This window comes from Micromonospora polyrhachis, assembly GCF_014203835.1.
Lineage (GTDB): Bacteria > Actinomycetota > Actinomycetes > Mycobacteriales > Micromonosporaceae > Micromonospora_H > Micromonospora_H polyrhachis.
In genome coordinates, this window is record NZ_JACHJW010000001.1 from 2,703,996 (window position 1) to 2,717,678 (window position 13,683).

The window sequence follows — 13,683 nt, forward strand, 5'->3', positions numbered from 1 at the left end:
CTCCCAGGACCGGTGGTCAGCCGGTCTGCCTGCCCCGCCAGGAGAAGATCGCCAGAACCGCGAAGACGGCGATGGGGATGGTCACGATCACGGCGATGCCGACCGAGCGGCTGCGGGTCGCCTCGCACAGTGCCCGCTCATTCTCTCGTACCGGCAGAATCACCTGCTTGCCGGCATTCCTCTCCTCCGCCCGGTCACCGGACTTGAGCCCATCCTCGGTGGCGTCCTCCGGCACATGAAGCACCGATCCGCAGACCACCCGTGCACCGTTCTCCGGGTCTGACGAGCGGTACGCCGACGGTGTGGTGGACGAGCCGAGCAACCACAACAGATAGCCCAAGCCAACGAGCGCAATCACCAGATAGCCGAGGGAAGCCCACTTGTCGCGTCGCATCCGCGCAGTCTATGTCGATCAACGTGAAAAAGGCTCTCAGCTCTGTTGTTCGGCGGGCCCTCGGACCGGCACCACCAGTGGGCCGTGGGCGCCGTCGATCACCCGTACCCGGGCCCGATAGTGGGTGGCCAGCAGTTCTTCGGTGAGCACCGCACGCGGTGGCCCGGCCGCCACCATCCGCCCCCCGGCCAGCAACACCAGCCGGTCGGCGTACTCGCCGGCGATCGACAACTCGTGCATCGTCGCCAGCACGGTCAGCCCGTGGTCCCGGCGCAACTGGTCGACCAACTCCAGCACCTCCTGCTGGTTACCGATGTCCAGGGCGCTGGTCGGTTCGTCGAGCAGCAACAGGGTCGCCCCCTGGGCCAGCGCCCGGGCCAGGAACACCCGCTGTCGCTCACCACCCGACAGTGTCGTCAGTGGACGGTCGGCGAACCGGCCCAGGTCCAACCTTCCCAGTACGTCGTGCACCGCCGACAGGTCGGCGGCCGACTCCCGCCCCAGCGGCGGCATGTACGGCGTACGCCCGAGCAGCACGTAGTCGAAGACCGCCATCCCGGGCGGGACGACCGGAGACTGGGCGACCGTGGCCACCACCCGGGCCCGCTGACGGCGGTGCAGCTTCGCGCTCGGCGTACCGAAGAGGGAGACCGAGCCCGACGCGGGCAGCAGGCCGCCGACGGCGCGCAACAGGGTCGACTTGCCGGCGCCGTTCGGGCCGATGATGGTGACCCATTCGCCGACGGCGACGGTCAGGTCGACACCGTCCAGGATGCACGCCCCGTCCAGGGTGACCCGCAGGTCGACGGCCTCGACGGCGGTCGGCGCGCTCGTGGCGGTCAGGTTGGCGGTCATGACGCCACCTGCCGGGTGGTCCGCAGCACCAGCACGAAGAACGGAGCGCCGAAGAGAGCGGTAACCACACCGATCGGGATCTCGGCCGGGGCGGCGGCGGTCCGGGCCACCACGTCGGTGAGGGCCAGGAACGCCCCGCCGAAGAGCATCGACAGGGGCAGGATGACGCGGTAGCTCGACCCGGCGAGCAGCCGTACGGCGTGCGGCACGATGATCCCGACGAAGCCGATCAGTCCGGAGACCGACACGGCGGCGGCGGTGCCGAGCGAGGCGGCGGCGATCAGCAGATAGCGGGACCGCTGCGGGTGCAGGCCCAGACTGGTCGCCTCCTCGTCGCCGACCGAGAGGGTGTCGAGTTCCCGGCGGTGCAGCAGCACCACGATCGCGGTGACCGCCGCGTACGGCAGGAGCACTCTGACGTCGTGCCACCCGGCGGTGGCGAGCCGACCGAGCAGCCACGAGTAGACCTGCTGGATGCTGTCGGCGTTGCGCTGTAACAGGTAGGTCTGCCCGGCGGAGAGGAAGGCGGAGACCGCCACCCCGGCGAGGATCAGGGTGGTCGGCGATCGATCCCGGCCACCCGCCGCGCCCAGCCCGTACGTCATCAGCACCGCCCCGGTCGCGCCGACGAAGGCAGCCAGCGGGACGGTGATCGGCAGCCCGCTGATCTCCCCACCGCCCACGCCCAAGGCGATCACAGCGGTAACCGCGAGCCCGGCACCGGCCGCCACCCCGAGCAGGTGCGGATCGGCCAGTGGATTGCGGAACACGCCCTGGTAGCAGCCGCCGGCCAGGGCGAGCATCCCGCCGACGAGCAGCCCGAGCACCACCCGGGGTAGCCGCAGCTCGGTGATGATGGCGACCTCGCGTTCGGTCAACCCACTGTCCAGGTGCACCCCGGGCAGCAGGTTGAGCAGTTCGAGGGCGACACTGCCCGGCGGCAGGCTGACCGGCCCGAGTGCCACGCCGACGATCAGGGCGACGAAGACGGCGACGAGCCCGCCGACCAGCCATCCCGGCCGCAGCCCGGCCGGGCGTAGCCCCGCCGGCCGTACTCCCGTCGGCCGAGCCTCCCGGCCCGGCCGCGCCGGGGGTGCGGAGGGGCCCCTCGTTGTCGCTTTTTGTACCGGGAGGGTCCCTTCCGCACCACGAATCCGGCGCAAGGTCACGCCGGCACCTTGGCCACCGCGTCGGCGACCGTACGTACCAGGTCGACCACCCGCGGGCCCCAGCGCGAGGCGATGTCGTCGTCCAGCGGAACCACCTGGTTGTTCTTCACGGCGGTCAGACCAGCCCAGCCGCTGCGCGCCCTGACCGTCTCGGGGCTCTGCTTGGCCTGCTTGGTGTCGGCCAGGAAGATGAAGTCCGGGTTGGCCTTGACGATCACTTCCTGGGAGAGCTGCGGATAACCCCCGTTGCTCCCGTCGGCGTCGGACGAATCGGCGATGTTCTCCATACCGAGCTGCGCGAAGATCGCACCGACGTAGGTCTTGCTGGTCAGTGAGTAGTACTCCGGGCCGAGTTCGAAGTAGTAGGTCAGCTTCTTCGCCCGCTGCGGCAGGTCCTTGACCAGCTTGGCGATGTCGTCCTTCATCCGCTGGCTGAGGTCGGCCGCCTCGTCGGCGTGCCCGGTGAGCTTGCCGAGGTCGCCGAGTTGGGCGTACGTGTCATCCAGTTTCGTTGCCGCCGAAGCCAGGTAGACCGGGATCTTCAGCTTGGTGAGCTGGTCCACGATCTTGTTGAGGTCGTTGGAGATCACCACCAGGTCGGGGTTCTTCGCGGCGATCGCCTCGGCGTTCGGGGTGAAGCCGGACAGGTCACTCTTGGGTGCCTCCGGCGGGTAGTTGGACTGGTTGTCCACGGCCACCACCTGCTTGCCCGCTCCGATCGCGAAGAGCATCTCGGTGGTGGCAGGCGACAGTGAAACGATCTTCTCGGGCCGCTGGTCGAGGGTGACCGCGCCCACGGTCACCGGGAACCCGGCGGCACCGCTGGCCTCGCCGGACGGCTGGTCCTTCGAGTTGTCGGCACACCCGCCGAGCGCCACGACCGCCGCGAAAGCGGCGGCGAAAACCAGGGACGTACGCCTCTTCATGGTCCTCCTGTCGGTCGAGGATTCGTTGCTTCGCCGACAGGGACCGGGTTCGCCCGAGGCCCGCCTGCGAGACGCTCTTCCTCGAGAACGCTGGTCGCGACCACACCGCAGGCGACCTGGCTCACCCCCGCTTCGGCACGCCCGGCGGCGGGCCGAAGATCCCCGGCCAGGGCCGGAGGTACGGGGTATCACAGTTGCGGGACAGCGCCGGATTCGCACCGGCTTCGCTGCAGGTTGGTCGCAAGCACCGTAGCGCACCAACAGCAGCGGCTGGCACCGGCTGGGTTCCGCGGTTAGGGAAGGGCCCCTTCCTATGCGAGAAGCGATAAGAAGGGGCCCTTCCCTAACCCAGATCAGGAGGCGGTGATGGTGACGTTGTCCACGCCGGCCTCGACCAGGCTGGCGCCGCTGGCGTCGGCGGCCTCGATGAGGATGCGGACCGACTGCCCGGCGTACGCCGACAGGTCGAGGTTCGCTGTCGTCCAGGTGCCGTTGCGGTTGCTGGCCGCTCCGTTCTGGGTGAGCAGGGCGGTGGTGCCGCCACTGTGCACGACACTGACCCGGAGGTAGTCCGCGGACGATGAGTTGGAGCCGTGCGCGAGATACCAGGCCAGCGAGAGCCGGAGCGTGCCGCTGGCCGGCAGGGTCACCGCCGGTGAACGGGCACTGGTCACGCCGCCGTCGATGTCGTAGTCACCGGCGGAGGTGCCGGCCAGCCGACCGGTGACCAGGTCGTTGCTACCCGCGTACGGGGCGAGTTGCTTGGCACCGCTGGAGCTGGTCGCCTGGGCGGTGCCCCGTTCCCACGCCCCGGAGGTGGCGGTGTCGGTGCCGGACGGGTTGGTGGTCCAGCCGGTCGCCGTCTCGAAGGTGTCGGACCAGACGGTGGTGCCACCGCCGCCCCCGTCACCGCAGTACTCGGCCTGCTTGCCGATCACCCGGTACGGGCAGTCGGCGTACTCGCTGAGCAGCAGGACGGCTTCCCGGTTGCGGGAGGTCTGCGCCGGGATCACCTCGTCGGGCGGGTAGAAGCCGCCGCCACCGAACTGGCCGGGGTACATCTCGAAGGTGTACGCGAAGATCTGGTGCTGGCCCCACATCCAGTCGATGCTGTCTCCGTCGGTGATGTAGAGGTCGCTGGACTGTTCCGGGGTGTAGTTGTTGGTGGCCGCCATCTGCTGACCGAGGGTGCGGAAGGTCGCCTCCTGGTCGGTGTTCAGGCCGGGTGCGGTGTTGGCGGTGGTGTAGCCGAACGGCCAGAGGATCAGTTCCGAGTAGGTGTGGAAGTCGATGTTGGCCTTGATCTGCTGGATACCACCGACGACGCGGCCGTTGACGAAGTTACGCAGCGCCGCGGTCTCCGGTGAGGAGAAGGCGGACGGGCCGCGGTAGGTCTCCGACGAGGTGGAACCGGACGAGCCTCCGCAGCAGCCCCACTGGTAGGACCAGTTGCGGTTCAGGTCGGTGCCGACGTACGACGAGCCGCTGTTGGGCTGCCGGTTCTTGCGCCAGGACCGGTAGGAGCCGGTGGCGATGTCGTACTCGCTGCCGTCCGGGTTGACGGTCGGCACGATCCAGATCTCGCGGGTGTTGACGATGTTGGTGATCCGCGAGTCGGTGCCGTAGTTGTCGGTGAAGAGGTTGAGCAGGTAGATCGCCATCTCGACGGTCAGGTGCTCGCGGGCGTGCTGCTGGGAGTTGAACAGGATCTCCGGTTCGTCCTCGTCGGTGGCGACGTTGTCGGAGATCTTGATGACCGGCAGGTCCCGACCCTCGTACGAGCTGCCGATGCTGCTCTTGCGGGCGATTGTCGGGTGGTCGGAGACCACCTGGTTGATGACGGCGGTCAGCTCGGCGTAGTCGTGGTAGTTGGAGTCGGCCGGCGGGAAGCCGGTGATGCCGACGTCCCCGGTCGACGGGGCCGGTACGACCTCCAGCCGGAAGCCGAGTGCCGCGATCGCCTTGGCCTCGGTCGCGGTGGCGGAGACGAACAGCATGCCGTGCTCGCTGTAGTCGATGGCCGCGCCGGTCCGGGCGACCGCGTTGCGATCGGCCAGGGTACGTGGCCCGAGCACCCGATACTGGGTGGCGGCTGCACTCGCCGATGCGGATTCGGGGGCACTGGGGGCCGGGTCGGCGGAGACCGGGCCGGTCACGGTGGCGATCAGCCCGATCGCGAGGGCCGCCGCGAGGATGGTGTTCCGGCGCGGCGACCTGGATCGGGTGCTGGGTGCGCGTAGGCGCATACGAACCTCCTGGGGGTGGGGAGGAGCCCGCTGTCGATGAACAACTGCACCACCGATCCATGGTCATATCAATATCCATCACTTTCTTTCTTTGCGTGGTTCACGTTCACCGAACCGGATCCCACTTCACCGGATCACGGCTTTCGGCAGGATTCTTCTTCGAATAGACATCTGGCGAAACTTCCTTCCGGACGGGATAGTGACGGCAGTAAACCCCCGAACCCCGGAGCAGCCATATGGCCAGACCCCGTCTACACGCGGTCGCCCTCGCCGGCGTCACCGCGCTCGCCCTGTTCGGCACCACCGCACCGGCACACGCCGCCCCCGGTGCCCTCGGCACCACCAGAACCGGCGCCACCAGTGGCGCCCCGATCACGCACGACGAGCAGATCACCTATCAGGACTGGAACAGTTACGCGGACTGGCGTCGCGGCACCCACGCCGGCACCATCGCCCTGCCCGGTGCCCGTACCGGCATCACGATGCTGAAGCCGGCCGGCACCACCGACTACACCGACCCGCACACCGGCGTCACCAAGACCTGGCAATACAGCACCTGGACCTCCCCGGTGACCCAGGTCGGCTTCGACGCCAGCGAACTGATCGCCTCCTGGAACGCCGATACCCCCGCCGGCACCTGGATCCAGGTCGAGATGCAGGGCACCTACAACACCGGAAACCAGACCCCCTGGTACGTCATGGGCCGCTGGGCCTCGGGTGACCAGGACATCCGGCGTACCACCGTCAACCGGCAGGGCGACCCGTGGTCGTCGATCTGGACCGACACCTTCTCCATCGACGACGTGGCCAACGGCGTGATGCTCCAGGCGTACCAGCTCAAGCTGACGCTCTACCGCGCACCCGGCCAGTTACGCGCGCCCCGGGTCACGATGCTCGGCGCGATGAGCTCGTACGTCCCGGACCGGTTCACCGTCGCCCCGAGCGCCGGCGGCATCGCCTGGGGTCGGGAGCTGTCCGTGCCCACCTACTCGCAGAACGTCCACGCCGGCCACTACCCCGAGTACGACGGCGGTGGCCAGGCCTGGTGCTCGCCCACCTCCACCGAGATGGTCATCGAGTACTGGGGACGGAAGCCGTCGGCCGAGGACACCTCGTGGGTCAACCCGGAATACCCGGACCACACGGTCAACCACGCCGCCCGGATGGTCTACGACTACGCGTACGAGGGGGCTGGCAACTGGCCGTTCAACACCGCGTACGCCGCCTCGTTCCCGGGGTTGGACGCCAAGGTGACCCGACTGCACTCGCTGGACGAGGTGGAGCGCTTCATCAAGGCCGGCATCCCGGTCATCACCAGCCAGTCCTTCCTGGCCAGTGAGCTGGACGGGGCCAACTACGGCACGGCGGGCCACCTGTTCGTGGTGGTCGGCTTCACCGCCGACGGTGACGTCATCGTCAACGACCCGGCCTCGGCGTCGAACGACGTGGTGCGCAACGTCTACAAGCGGGAGCAGTTCGAGCAGATCTGGCTGCGGACCAAGCGCTACAACGCCAGCGGTGGCGTCTCCGGCGGTCCGGGTGGCGTCGCGTACCTGATCAAGCCGTGGTGGATGCCCTGGCCGAAGGTCGCCGGCTCGACCAACTGGTAACCGGTTACCGCTCGACCGGAACACCGCGTACGTCATCCGACCCGGTTGACGTACGCGGTGTTCCCACCAGCGACGGTCGCCGTTCCGTGCGCGCGGTGGTCACCTCCCGGACGACCCGCGCGGGTTTCCGCAGTACGTCGTCGGCGGTGAAGCGAAGCACCAGCCACCCGGCCGCCCGGAGCGCGTTCAGCCGGGTCACGTCCCGACGGAACTGGGCTCGTTCCCGATGATGGTCCCCCTCGTACTCGATCGCGATCCGCGAGTCCGGATAGGCGAGGTCCACCCGGGCGACGAACCGCCCGGTCGGCGCGCGGATCTCGTGCTGCGCGATCGGGCGCGGGAGGCCGGCGTCGACCAGGAGCAGTCGCAGCCGGGTCTCCATCGGCGACTCGGCCAGCGGTTCGGCGAGTGCCAGCACCTCACGCAGCAGGGGCATACCCGGCCAGCCCGCATGCTCGTCGAGATAGGCGCGCAACTTTTCGCGTTTGACCACTCTCCGGTGCAGCAGCGCGTCCAGCGCGATCACCGCCTGGCTGCGGGGCGTACGGCGACCCAGGTCGAAGGCGGTCCGTACCGGGGTGGTGACGGGCAGACCGGCGAACCGGGTGAGGTCACCGGCCGGCAGCACGGACCGGCCCAGGTCGAGCATCGGGTGGGTACGCATCCGGCGAGCCGGCGGAAGCACCACGCTGACCGGCGCGTCCCGGGGCAGCAGATCGACCCCCCAGAGGTACGCCGCACTGAGCCCACCGATCGCCGCCCCCGGTGGAAGTAGCAGGGCGACCGCGTCGCACCACATCCGATGGTCAGCCCGAGCGAACGCGTCCCTGTGGACGTAGACGTCGGGCAGCAGCCGGCACCAGGTCGGTCCGGTGAGCATCCGCCGGGTCAGCAAGCCCTCGCCGACTGCCCGGCTGCCCCGGAAGGGCAGGAACGCCAACCGTCGAGGGACGTGTGCGGGGCGTGACATCGGGGCAGCATGCCGTACGCGGGCCGCCGGTCGCTGCCCCGCCAACTCCAGAGTGGAACGTCAGGTACGTCACTCGACTCATTTGAGGTACCTGACGTTCCACCGACTGGTCGACCACCTGTTCAGTAGAGGTGACGGACGTACGGCTCACCCGTCAGCTGGTACCAGTCACCGGGCAGCTCGATCGCGACCTGCGCTCCCGGGTGTTCGTGCGCTGTGGCCTCGCCCAACGCGCCGTCGTAGTGGTTTCCGTGCGACGGACCCACCCAGATGCCGTTCGGGCGTACCCCGCTCGCCATCGCGCCAGGGAGGTTGGGATCGTGGTAGTAGTCCAGGCAGACGGCTACATATTCCTCCGGCGGAGGCGATTCACCGCCCTCCTCGACCACGACAACGACCTCTGCGTCCTGGTTTCCGCCACCCAGCTCGTCAACTCGCCAGGTAATCGATCCCGAGTACAACGGATCGCTTTCGTCAATCTTGTCCGACTCATCCTCTCCGGCCACCGCAGCCACCTCCCCAAAGTCTCAGCCGGCTCGCGCCCGCGCTCGTTCGCGTCGAGGCGGGCACCCGGTGGTTCCCGCTCGGTTCCGGCCTAACCGTGCCGATCGCCGCCCGCGCTCCCGATCGGCACCTCGGCAGAGGCGAAGGCACGGGCGGAGGGCGGCAAGGACGTCAAGACTCTGACTTGTCGCCCTTGCCCTTGCCCTTGGGCTGCTTGGGCTGGTCGGCCTTCGTCTGGTCGGCTTGGTCGGCGGCAGCGTCGGCGGAGTCGTCACCGGCCAGGGCGCTGCGCAGGCGCTCCTTCTCGACCTTGCGCCGGTCGGCCGCGTCGGCCATCTCCTGGGCCATCTCGTCGCGCCAGCCGCGCAGCAGGAAGAAGGACAGCGCGGCGGAGAAGGCCAAGGCCAGGATCAGCTTCAGGAAGAGGTTGATGTCCACCGGCAGGAGCGCCAGCACGACCACCACGAACAGGCCGAGCCGGCCCAACGTGTACTTTGCCGCGGCACCCATCGTTCTTTCCTTCCGATCAGCCGATCCGGCGGGTCAGCCACCGGACGCCCACGAACCAGACCAACGCGTACGACAGCGAGAAGACCGCCGCCGCGAGCGCGCCGGAAGCCAGCGACGGCAGCTCGCCGACCAGCCCGGCGACGAGCAGCCCGGCGGCGATGCCGACGACCGCCGCCACCAAGGCCGCCGCGATCCGGGCCGGACCCCGCTCCCAGGCGCGGAACTCCTCGACGAAGAGCCACGCCGGCAGGATCACCGCCAGCCAGCCGTTGGCCCGACCGAACGTGTCCAGCCCGAGCAGCACCACGACCCAGTCGAAGAGCACCAGGATCAACACACCGATGACCAGACCGGCCAGGATGATCCCGAACAGGTCGGTCAGGTATGTGATGCGTCCGTCGTCGTCCCGCCGGGGAAAGCCGCCGCGCTGCTGCTCGCTCATAACCAGTCGAGGGTACGTGAGCTGCCGCGCCCGGCCCCGGTCGGCCGTGCCGGTGCTGACCCGACGGTGGTCAGGCCCAGACCTGCTGCGGCTCGGACCGGCGCTCCGCCAGCGACGGCGGGGCGTCGTACTCGCGTACCACGTTGTAGCGGGTATCCCGCTCGACGGGACGGAAGCCGGCGTCCCAGATCAGGTTCAGCAGATCCTCGCGGTGCATCGTGTTCGGCGTGCCGTACGAGTCGGCATCGTGGGTGATCTTGTATTCGACGACCGAACCGTCCAGGTCGTCCACCCCGAAGTTGAGCGACGTCTGAGCCACCGACAGCCCGTGCATCACCCAGAAGCACTTGACGTGCGGAATGTTGTCCAGCATCAGCCGGGACACCGCGAACGTCTTCAACGACTCGGCCGGCGACGCCATCGTGGTCCGCTCCTGGATCCGGTTGCGGATCTTGCCGTCCGCCGAGTCGACGAAGTCGTGCTGGTAGCGCAGCGGGATGAAGACCGCGAATCCACCGGTCTCGTCCTGGAGTTCGCGCAACCGCAGCACGTGGTCCACCCGGTGCCGGGGCTCCTCGATGTGGCCGTAGAGCATCGTCGCCGGGGTCTTCATGCCCTTCGAGTGGGCCAGCTTGTGGATTCGCGACCAGTCCTCCCAGTGGCAGGCGTGGTCGACGATGTGCTGGCGGACCTCCCAGTCGAAGATCTCCGCGCCACCGCCGGTCAGCGACTCCAGGCCGGCGTCCATCAGCTCGTCGAGGATCGCGTCGGCCGACAGGCCGCTGATCTTCTCGAACCACTGCACCTCGGTCGCGGTGAAGCACTTGAGCTTGATGTTCGGCAGCGCCGCCTTCAGCTCGCGCAGCACCTTCGGGTAGTAGCGCCAGGGCAGCGTCGGGTGCAGGCCGTTGACGATGTGCAGCTCGGTGAGATGCTCGTCCTCCATCTCCTTGGCCTTGCGGACCGCCTCCTCGATGCGCATCGTGTACGCGTCCTTCTCGCCAGGCTTGCGCTGGAAGGAGCAGTACGCGCAGGAAGCACTGCACACGTTGGTCAGGTTGAGGTGCCGGTTGACGTTGAACATCACCCGCTCGCCGTTCAGCTCCGTACGGCGGTGGTGGGCCAGTCGCCCCAGCCACGCCAGGTCGTCGCTGGCGTAGAGGTCCTCACCGTCCTGGCGGCTCAGCCGCTCCCCGGCGTATACCTTCTCTTCCAGCTCACGCTTGCGTCCGGCGTCCATGCCAGCCCGTCCCTTCCACCAGCGGTCCACGACCGAGCGTACGTGGCATCGGCGACCAACCGGACGGCCGGCCGCCGGGCAGCGACGTACTTCACCAGATTCTCAGTGTCTCGTTACCCGACAGCCAATCGACAACGGCGAAGCGGTGCGGTAAGACGAACTAGGACACGAGACACACTCGGTGCCAGAACACCCTGCCGCGCCACCCGCGCGGCTCTTCCATCGTCGGACGGGGGACAGGATGGCCAAGAGCAGGCGCAGGCAGCAGGCCCGATCGGGCGAGACGGTTTCTCCAGTTCTTCGGCCGCTGGTCTGGTCCGCCGTGCTCGGTGCGGCGGTCGCCTTCGCCTTCGCCGCGCCGGTGTACGCCGAGCCGGCACTGCCCAACACCGTCCCCGACAGCGGTGCCCGTCCGCTGCCCATCGGCGGTCAGGTCCCACTCCCGGGTGCCCCGATCGGTGGAGTCACGCCCCCCGGTCTCGGGTTGCCCCTGGAACAGGGCCCCCTCGCCACGCAGATCTACCTCCAGCAGACCCAGGTCGCCATCCTGGGCCAGAGTCTGCTCACCCTGCGCCAGTCCCGCGACAACGCCCGCGTCGGGCTGGCCACCGCCGAGCACTCGCTGCGGATGGCGAACGATGCGCTGGCCAAGGCGCAGGTGGTCGCCGATGCCGCAGCCGCCGAGGCGCTCAAGAAGGCCGCCGCCCTGCCGCCCGGCTCGGTCGATCCCGACCTACGCGGGCTCGGCGCGCTCAACCGGCTGCAGAAGGGCCAGCACAGCGGCAGCGACACCAGTGCCCCGGCACGGGAACTGGGCCGGGCTCGGGACGCCCAGCAGGCTGCCAGCCAGCAGCTCCTGGGGGCGCAGACCGCCGTCACGAACGCTGATCAGGAGTTCACCAAGACCGAGGCCGAGTACCAGAGGTTGGAGGCTGCCCTCCGAAAGCTCCGGCAGGACAACATCGAGCAGATCGAGGCCCTGGAGCGGGCGCAGGAGGCCGCCGAGCAGCGGCTCGGCGAGCAGTACCTCAAGGACACCGACGTCAACGGCATGCGGGCCAACCCTCGCGCGCTGGCCGCCGTCAGCTACGCCCTCGCCCAACTCGGCGACCCCTACCTCTGGGGTGCCGAGGGACCGAACCGGTTCGACTGCTCCGGGCTGATGTGGGCGGCCTATCGGTCACCGAAGGCGAACTACCGGGGTCTGCCCCGGGTGGCCAAGGACCAGTACTACGCCACCCGCAACCGGCCGGTCGCCCGGCACAACCTGCTCCCCGGCGATCTGCTGTTCTTCGCCTCAACGAGCAGCTGGACCAGCGTCCACCACGTCGCTATGTACATCGGTGACGGCAAGATGGTGCACGCCCCCACCGCCGGTGACGTGGTGAAGCGGTCGGTCGTCCCATGGTCGCGTCTCTATGCCGCGACCCGGGTGCTCGACGCCGTGCCGGTCACGCCGACCAGTCCGCCGCCCTCGAAGCCCCCCACCAGCAGCCCATCGCCGACGCCCACCAAGTCGCCGACGACCCCGCCCACCACGCCGCCGACGACCCCGCCCACGACGCCGCCGACGACCCCGCCCACCACGACGTCGCCTTCCCCGACGGCCACCCCATCGGTCTCCCCGACGGCCGGACCGACCCCGACCGGTGGTTCGGCCGGACCGGAGCCGACCGGCGGCACGGCCGGACCGGAGTAGAGCGCCAGCTGACGCGCCAAGTGCGGACTCCGGCTGTGCGCTCGGGCGTGAGTATGGCACCGTGAGTCCGAAGTACTACCGGACCGACGCCAGCGGTCCGGGCGCGAGCGTGGGCGCGGGAGGCAGCAATGGACGAAAATCAGGGTTCGCCACACGAGGCGGACCCCGCCCCGCAGCCCGGTACGGCACCCGAGACCGCTGCCGAACTGAGTGAGGAGTCAGCCGAGCTGACCCCGTTGCCACCGCCACCGCCCGTCGGGACCACGGTGCCCGCCGCACCCGAGCCGGCCCAGCCCGAGGCGTACGAGCCCCCGCCCGCCCCACCGGCCGGGGCACTGTGGCCGACTCGCCCCACACCACCGGCTATGGAACAGGCGATCACCACTACCGAGCCAGGAGCTTCCGCCTCGACGGCTGCGCCGACCGGCGCCTCTGCGACCGGGACCTCCACGATCGGGGCCTCCACGATCGGGGCCTCCGCGATCGGGGCCTCCGCGGCCGTAGCCGCAAACGAGGCGGCAACCGTACGGGGGCGGGCCAGTGTGGCGGTGAGCGTTCCGCCCAGCACCAAGGGCGTCGAGCAGGTACGCACCGAGCCGACCGCCGGTACGACGTACCGGGCGAGTGATCTCGGCGCTGCCGCCGTTCCGACGCCGGATGACACCTCGGCGAAGTCGCCACAAGAGTCGCCGGCATCAGCAGTCGCCTCGGTGCCAGTCTCAGCTTCCGCGTCCGCGCCGGTTTCCGTGTCCGCCTCGGCGTCCGTGCCAGCTTCCGCGTCCGCGCCGGTTTCCGTGTCCGCCTCGGCGTCCGTGCCAGCTTCCGCATCCGCCTCAGCTTCCGCGTCCGCGCCGGTTTCCGCCTCGGCGTCCGCGCCAGCCCTGGTCGGTGCGTCCGCAGCCGGCATCATGCCCGCGTACACGTTGCCAGAGGCTGTTCTGCCGGCCGGGTCGCCTGGCTTCGCCCCGAGCGCCGCGTCCTCACCCCTGGTGCCCGCCCAGCGCAGTGCACCACCGGCCGAGTCCATCCCGGCCCGGGCGGCCGTGTCAGTGCCGAAATTGCCGCCCGTGACCGCGCACGAGGTCGCCACCATTCCCGCTGCGGCTGGCAGCGCCAAG

13 protein-coding genes and 1 riboswitch are annotated in these 13,683 nt (G+C 69.3%); of the genes, 2 read left to right on the forward strand and 11 right to left on the reverse strand.

Going from position 1 to position 13,683, the window contains the following annotated elements:
• Nucleotides 1–16: 16 nt before the first annotated feature.
• The 5 genes from FHR38_RS11530 to FHR38_RS11550 all read right to left on the reverse strand — a co-directional run bounded on the left by FHR38_RS11530 (nt 17) and on the right by FHR38_RS11550 (nt 5,590).
• Nucleotides 17–394 (reverse strand): hypothetical protein, encoded by a 378-nt coding sequence (locus FHR38_RS11530; protein ID WP_184534666.1) that lies wholly within the window; start codon nt 392–394, stop codon nt 17–19.
• A 36-nt stretch (nt 395–430) separates the two neighbouring features.
• The gene (locus FHR38_RS11535; RefSeq protein ID WP_184534667.1) at nt 431–1,249 is read right to left on the reverse strand and encodes an ABC transporter ATP-binding protein; all 819 of its coding nucleotides are present in this window, start codon (nt 1,247–1,249) and stop codon (nt 431–433) included.
• Nucleotides 1,246–2,274, reverse strand: coding sequence for a FecCD family ABC transporter permease (locus FHR38_RS11540; RefSeq protein WP_246447203.1), 1,029 nt, complete (start codon nt 2,272–2,274; stop codon nt 1,246–1,248). Before FHR38_RS11540 ends, FHR38_RS11535 begins: the two co-directional genes overlap by 4 nt.
• Nucleotides 2,275–2,414: 140 nt before the next feature.
• Nucleotides 2,415–3,344 carry an ABC transporter substrate-binding protein gene (locus FHR38_RS11545; protein ID WP_184534668.1) on the reverse strand — a complete coding sequence of 310 codons (930 nt, stop codon included), beginning with the start codon at nt 3,342–3,344 and terminating at the stop codon, nt 2,415–2,417.
• A gap of 115 nt (nt 3,345–3,459) precedes the next feature.
• Nucleotides 3,460–3,567: riboswitch (cobalamin riboswitch) on the reverse strand.
• Nucleotides 3,568–3,697: 130 nt separating this feature from the next.
• Complete coding sequence (locus FHR38_RS11550) at nt 3,698–5,590, reverse strand: M14 family metallopeptidase (RefSeq protein ID WP_184534669.1); 1,893 nt, start codon at nt 5,588–5,590, stop codon at nt 3,698–3,700.
• A gap of 236 nt (nt 5,591–5,826) precedes the next feature.
• Between FHR38_RS11550 and FHR38_RS11555 the strand changes: the two genes are divergently transcribed.
• Nucleotides 5,827–7,200 (forward strand): C39 family peptidase, encoded by a 1,374-nt coding sequence (locus tag FHR38_RS11555; protein WP_184534670.1) that lies wholly within the window; start codon nt 5,827–5,829, stop codon nt 7,198–7,200.
• A 4-nt stretch (nt 7,201–7,204) separates the two neighbouring features.
• On the opposite strand, the gene FHR38_RS11560 is transcribed toward FHR38_RS11555, so the two are convergent.
• The 5 genes from FHR38_RS11560 to mqnE form a co-directional block, all read right to left on the reverse strand.
• Nucleotides 7,205–8,170, reverse strand: coding sequence for a DUF559 domain-containing protein (locus FHR38_RS11560; RefSeq protein ID WP_184534671.1), 966 nt, complete (start codon nt 8,168–8,170; stop codon nt 7,205–7,207).
• 122 nt (nt 8,171–8,292) lie between these two features.
• Nucleotides 8,293–8,676 carry a hypothetical protein gene (locus FHR38_RS11565; RefSeq protein ID WP_184534672.1) on the reverse strand — a complete coding sequence of 128 codons (384 nt, stop codon included), beginning with the start codon at nt 8,674–8,676 and terminating at the stop codon, nt 8,293–8,295.
• 169 nt (nt 8,677–8,845) lie between these two features.
• Nucleotides 8,846–9,184 (reverse strand): DUF4229 domain-containing protein, encoded by a 339-nt coding sequence (locus FHR38_RS11570; protein ID WP_184534673.1) that lies wholly within the window; start codon nt 9,182–9,184, stop codon nt 8,846–8,848.
• Between the two features lie 16 nt (nt 9,185–9,200).
• Nucleotides 9,201–9,626, reverse strand: a complete 426-nt coding sequence (locus tag FHR38_RS11575) for a hypothetical protein (RefSeq protein ID WP_184534674.1) — start codon at nt 9,624–9,626, stop codon at nt 9,201–9,203.
• A 70-nt stretch (nt 9,627–9,696) separates the two neighbouring features.
• Complete coding sequence (gene mqnE, locus FHR38_RS11580) at nt 9,697–10,866, reverse strand: aminofutalosine synthase MqnE (RefSeq protein WP_184534675.1); 1,170 nt, start codon at nt 10,864–10,866, stop codon at nt 9,697–9,699.
• A 241-nt stretch (nt 10,867–11,107) separates the two neighbouring features.
• Here mqnE and FHR38_RS11585 point away from each other — a divergent pair, with 241 nt between their 5' ends.
• Nucleotides 11,108–12,565, forward strand: coding sequence for a C40 family peptidase (locus FHR38_RS11585; RefSeq protein WP_184534676.1), 1,458 nt, complete (start codon nt 11,108–11,110; stop codon nt 12,563–12,565).
• Between the two features lie 139 nt (nt 12,566–12,704).
• Here FHR38_RS11585 and FHR38_RS11590 read toward each other — a convergent pair whose 3' ends face one another.
• Nucleotides 12,705–13,682 (reverse strand): hypothetical protein, encoded by a 978-nt coding sequence (locus FHR38_RS11590; protein ID WP_184534677.1) that lies wholly within the window; start codon nt 13,680–13,682, stop codon nt 12,705–12,707.
• Nucleotide 13,683: the final 1 nt, after the last annotated feature.

Bases quoted from the DNA above. Each gene is read 5' to 3' on its own strand.
- FHR38_RS11530 (WP_184534666.1), bottom strand. From the start codon at position 394: ATGCGACGCGACAAGTGGGCTTCCCTCGGCTATCTGGTGATTGCGCTC.
- FHR38_RS11535 (WP_184534667.1), bottom strand. From the start codon at position 1,249: ATGACCGCCAACCTGACCGCCACGAGCGCGCCGACCGCCGTCGAGGCC.
- FHR38_RS11545 (WP_184534668.1), bottom strand. From the start codon at position 3,344: ATGAAGAGGCGTACGTCCCTGGTTTTCGCCGCCGCTTTCGCGGCGGTC.
- FHR38_RS11550 (WP_184534669.1), bottom strand. From the start codon at position 5,590: ATGCGCCTACGCGCACCCAGCACCCGATCCAGGTCGCCGCGCCGGAAC.
- FHR38_RS11555 (WP_184534670.1), top strand. From the start codon at position 5,827: ATGGCCAGACCCCGTCTACACGCGGTCGCCCTCGCCGGCGTCACCGCG.
- FHR38_RS11560 (WP_184534671.1), bottom strand. From the start codon at position 8,170: ATGTCACGCCCCGCACACGTCCCTCGACGGTTGGCGTTCCTGCCCTTC.
- FHR38_RS11570 (WP_184534673.1), bottom strand. From the start codon at position 9,184: ATGGGTGCCGCGGCAAAGTACACGTTGGGCCGGCTCGGCCTGTTCGTG.
- FHR38_RS11575 (WP_184534674.1), bottom strand. From the start codon at position 9,626: ATGAGCGAGCAGCAGCGCGGCGGCTTTCCCCGGCGGGACGACGACGGA.
- mqnE (WP_184534675.1), bottom strand. From the start codon at position 10,866: ATGGACGCCGGACGCAAGCGTGAGCTGGAAGAGAAGGTATACGCCGGG.
- FHR38_RS11585 (WP_184534676.1), top strand. From the start codon at position 11,108: ATGGCCAAGAGCAGGCGCAGGCAGCAGGCCCGATCGGGCGAGACGGTT.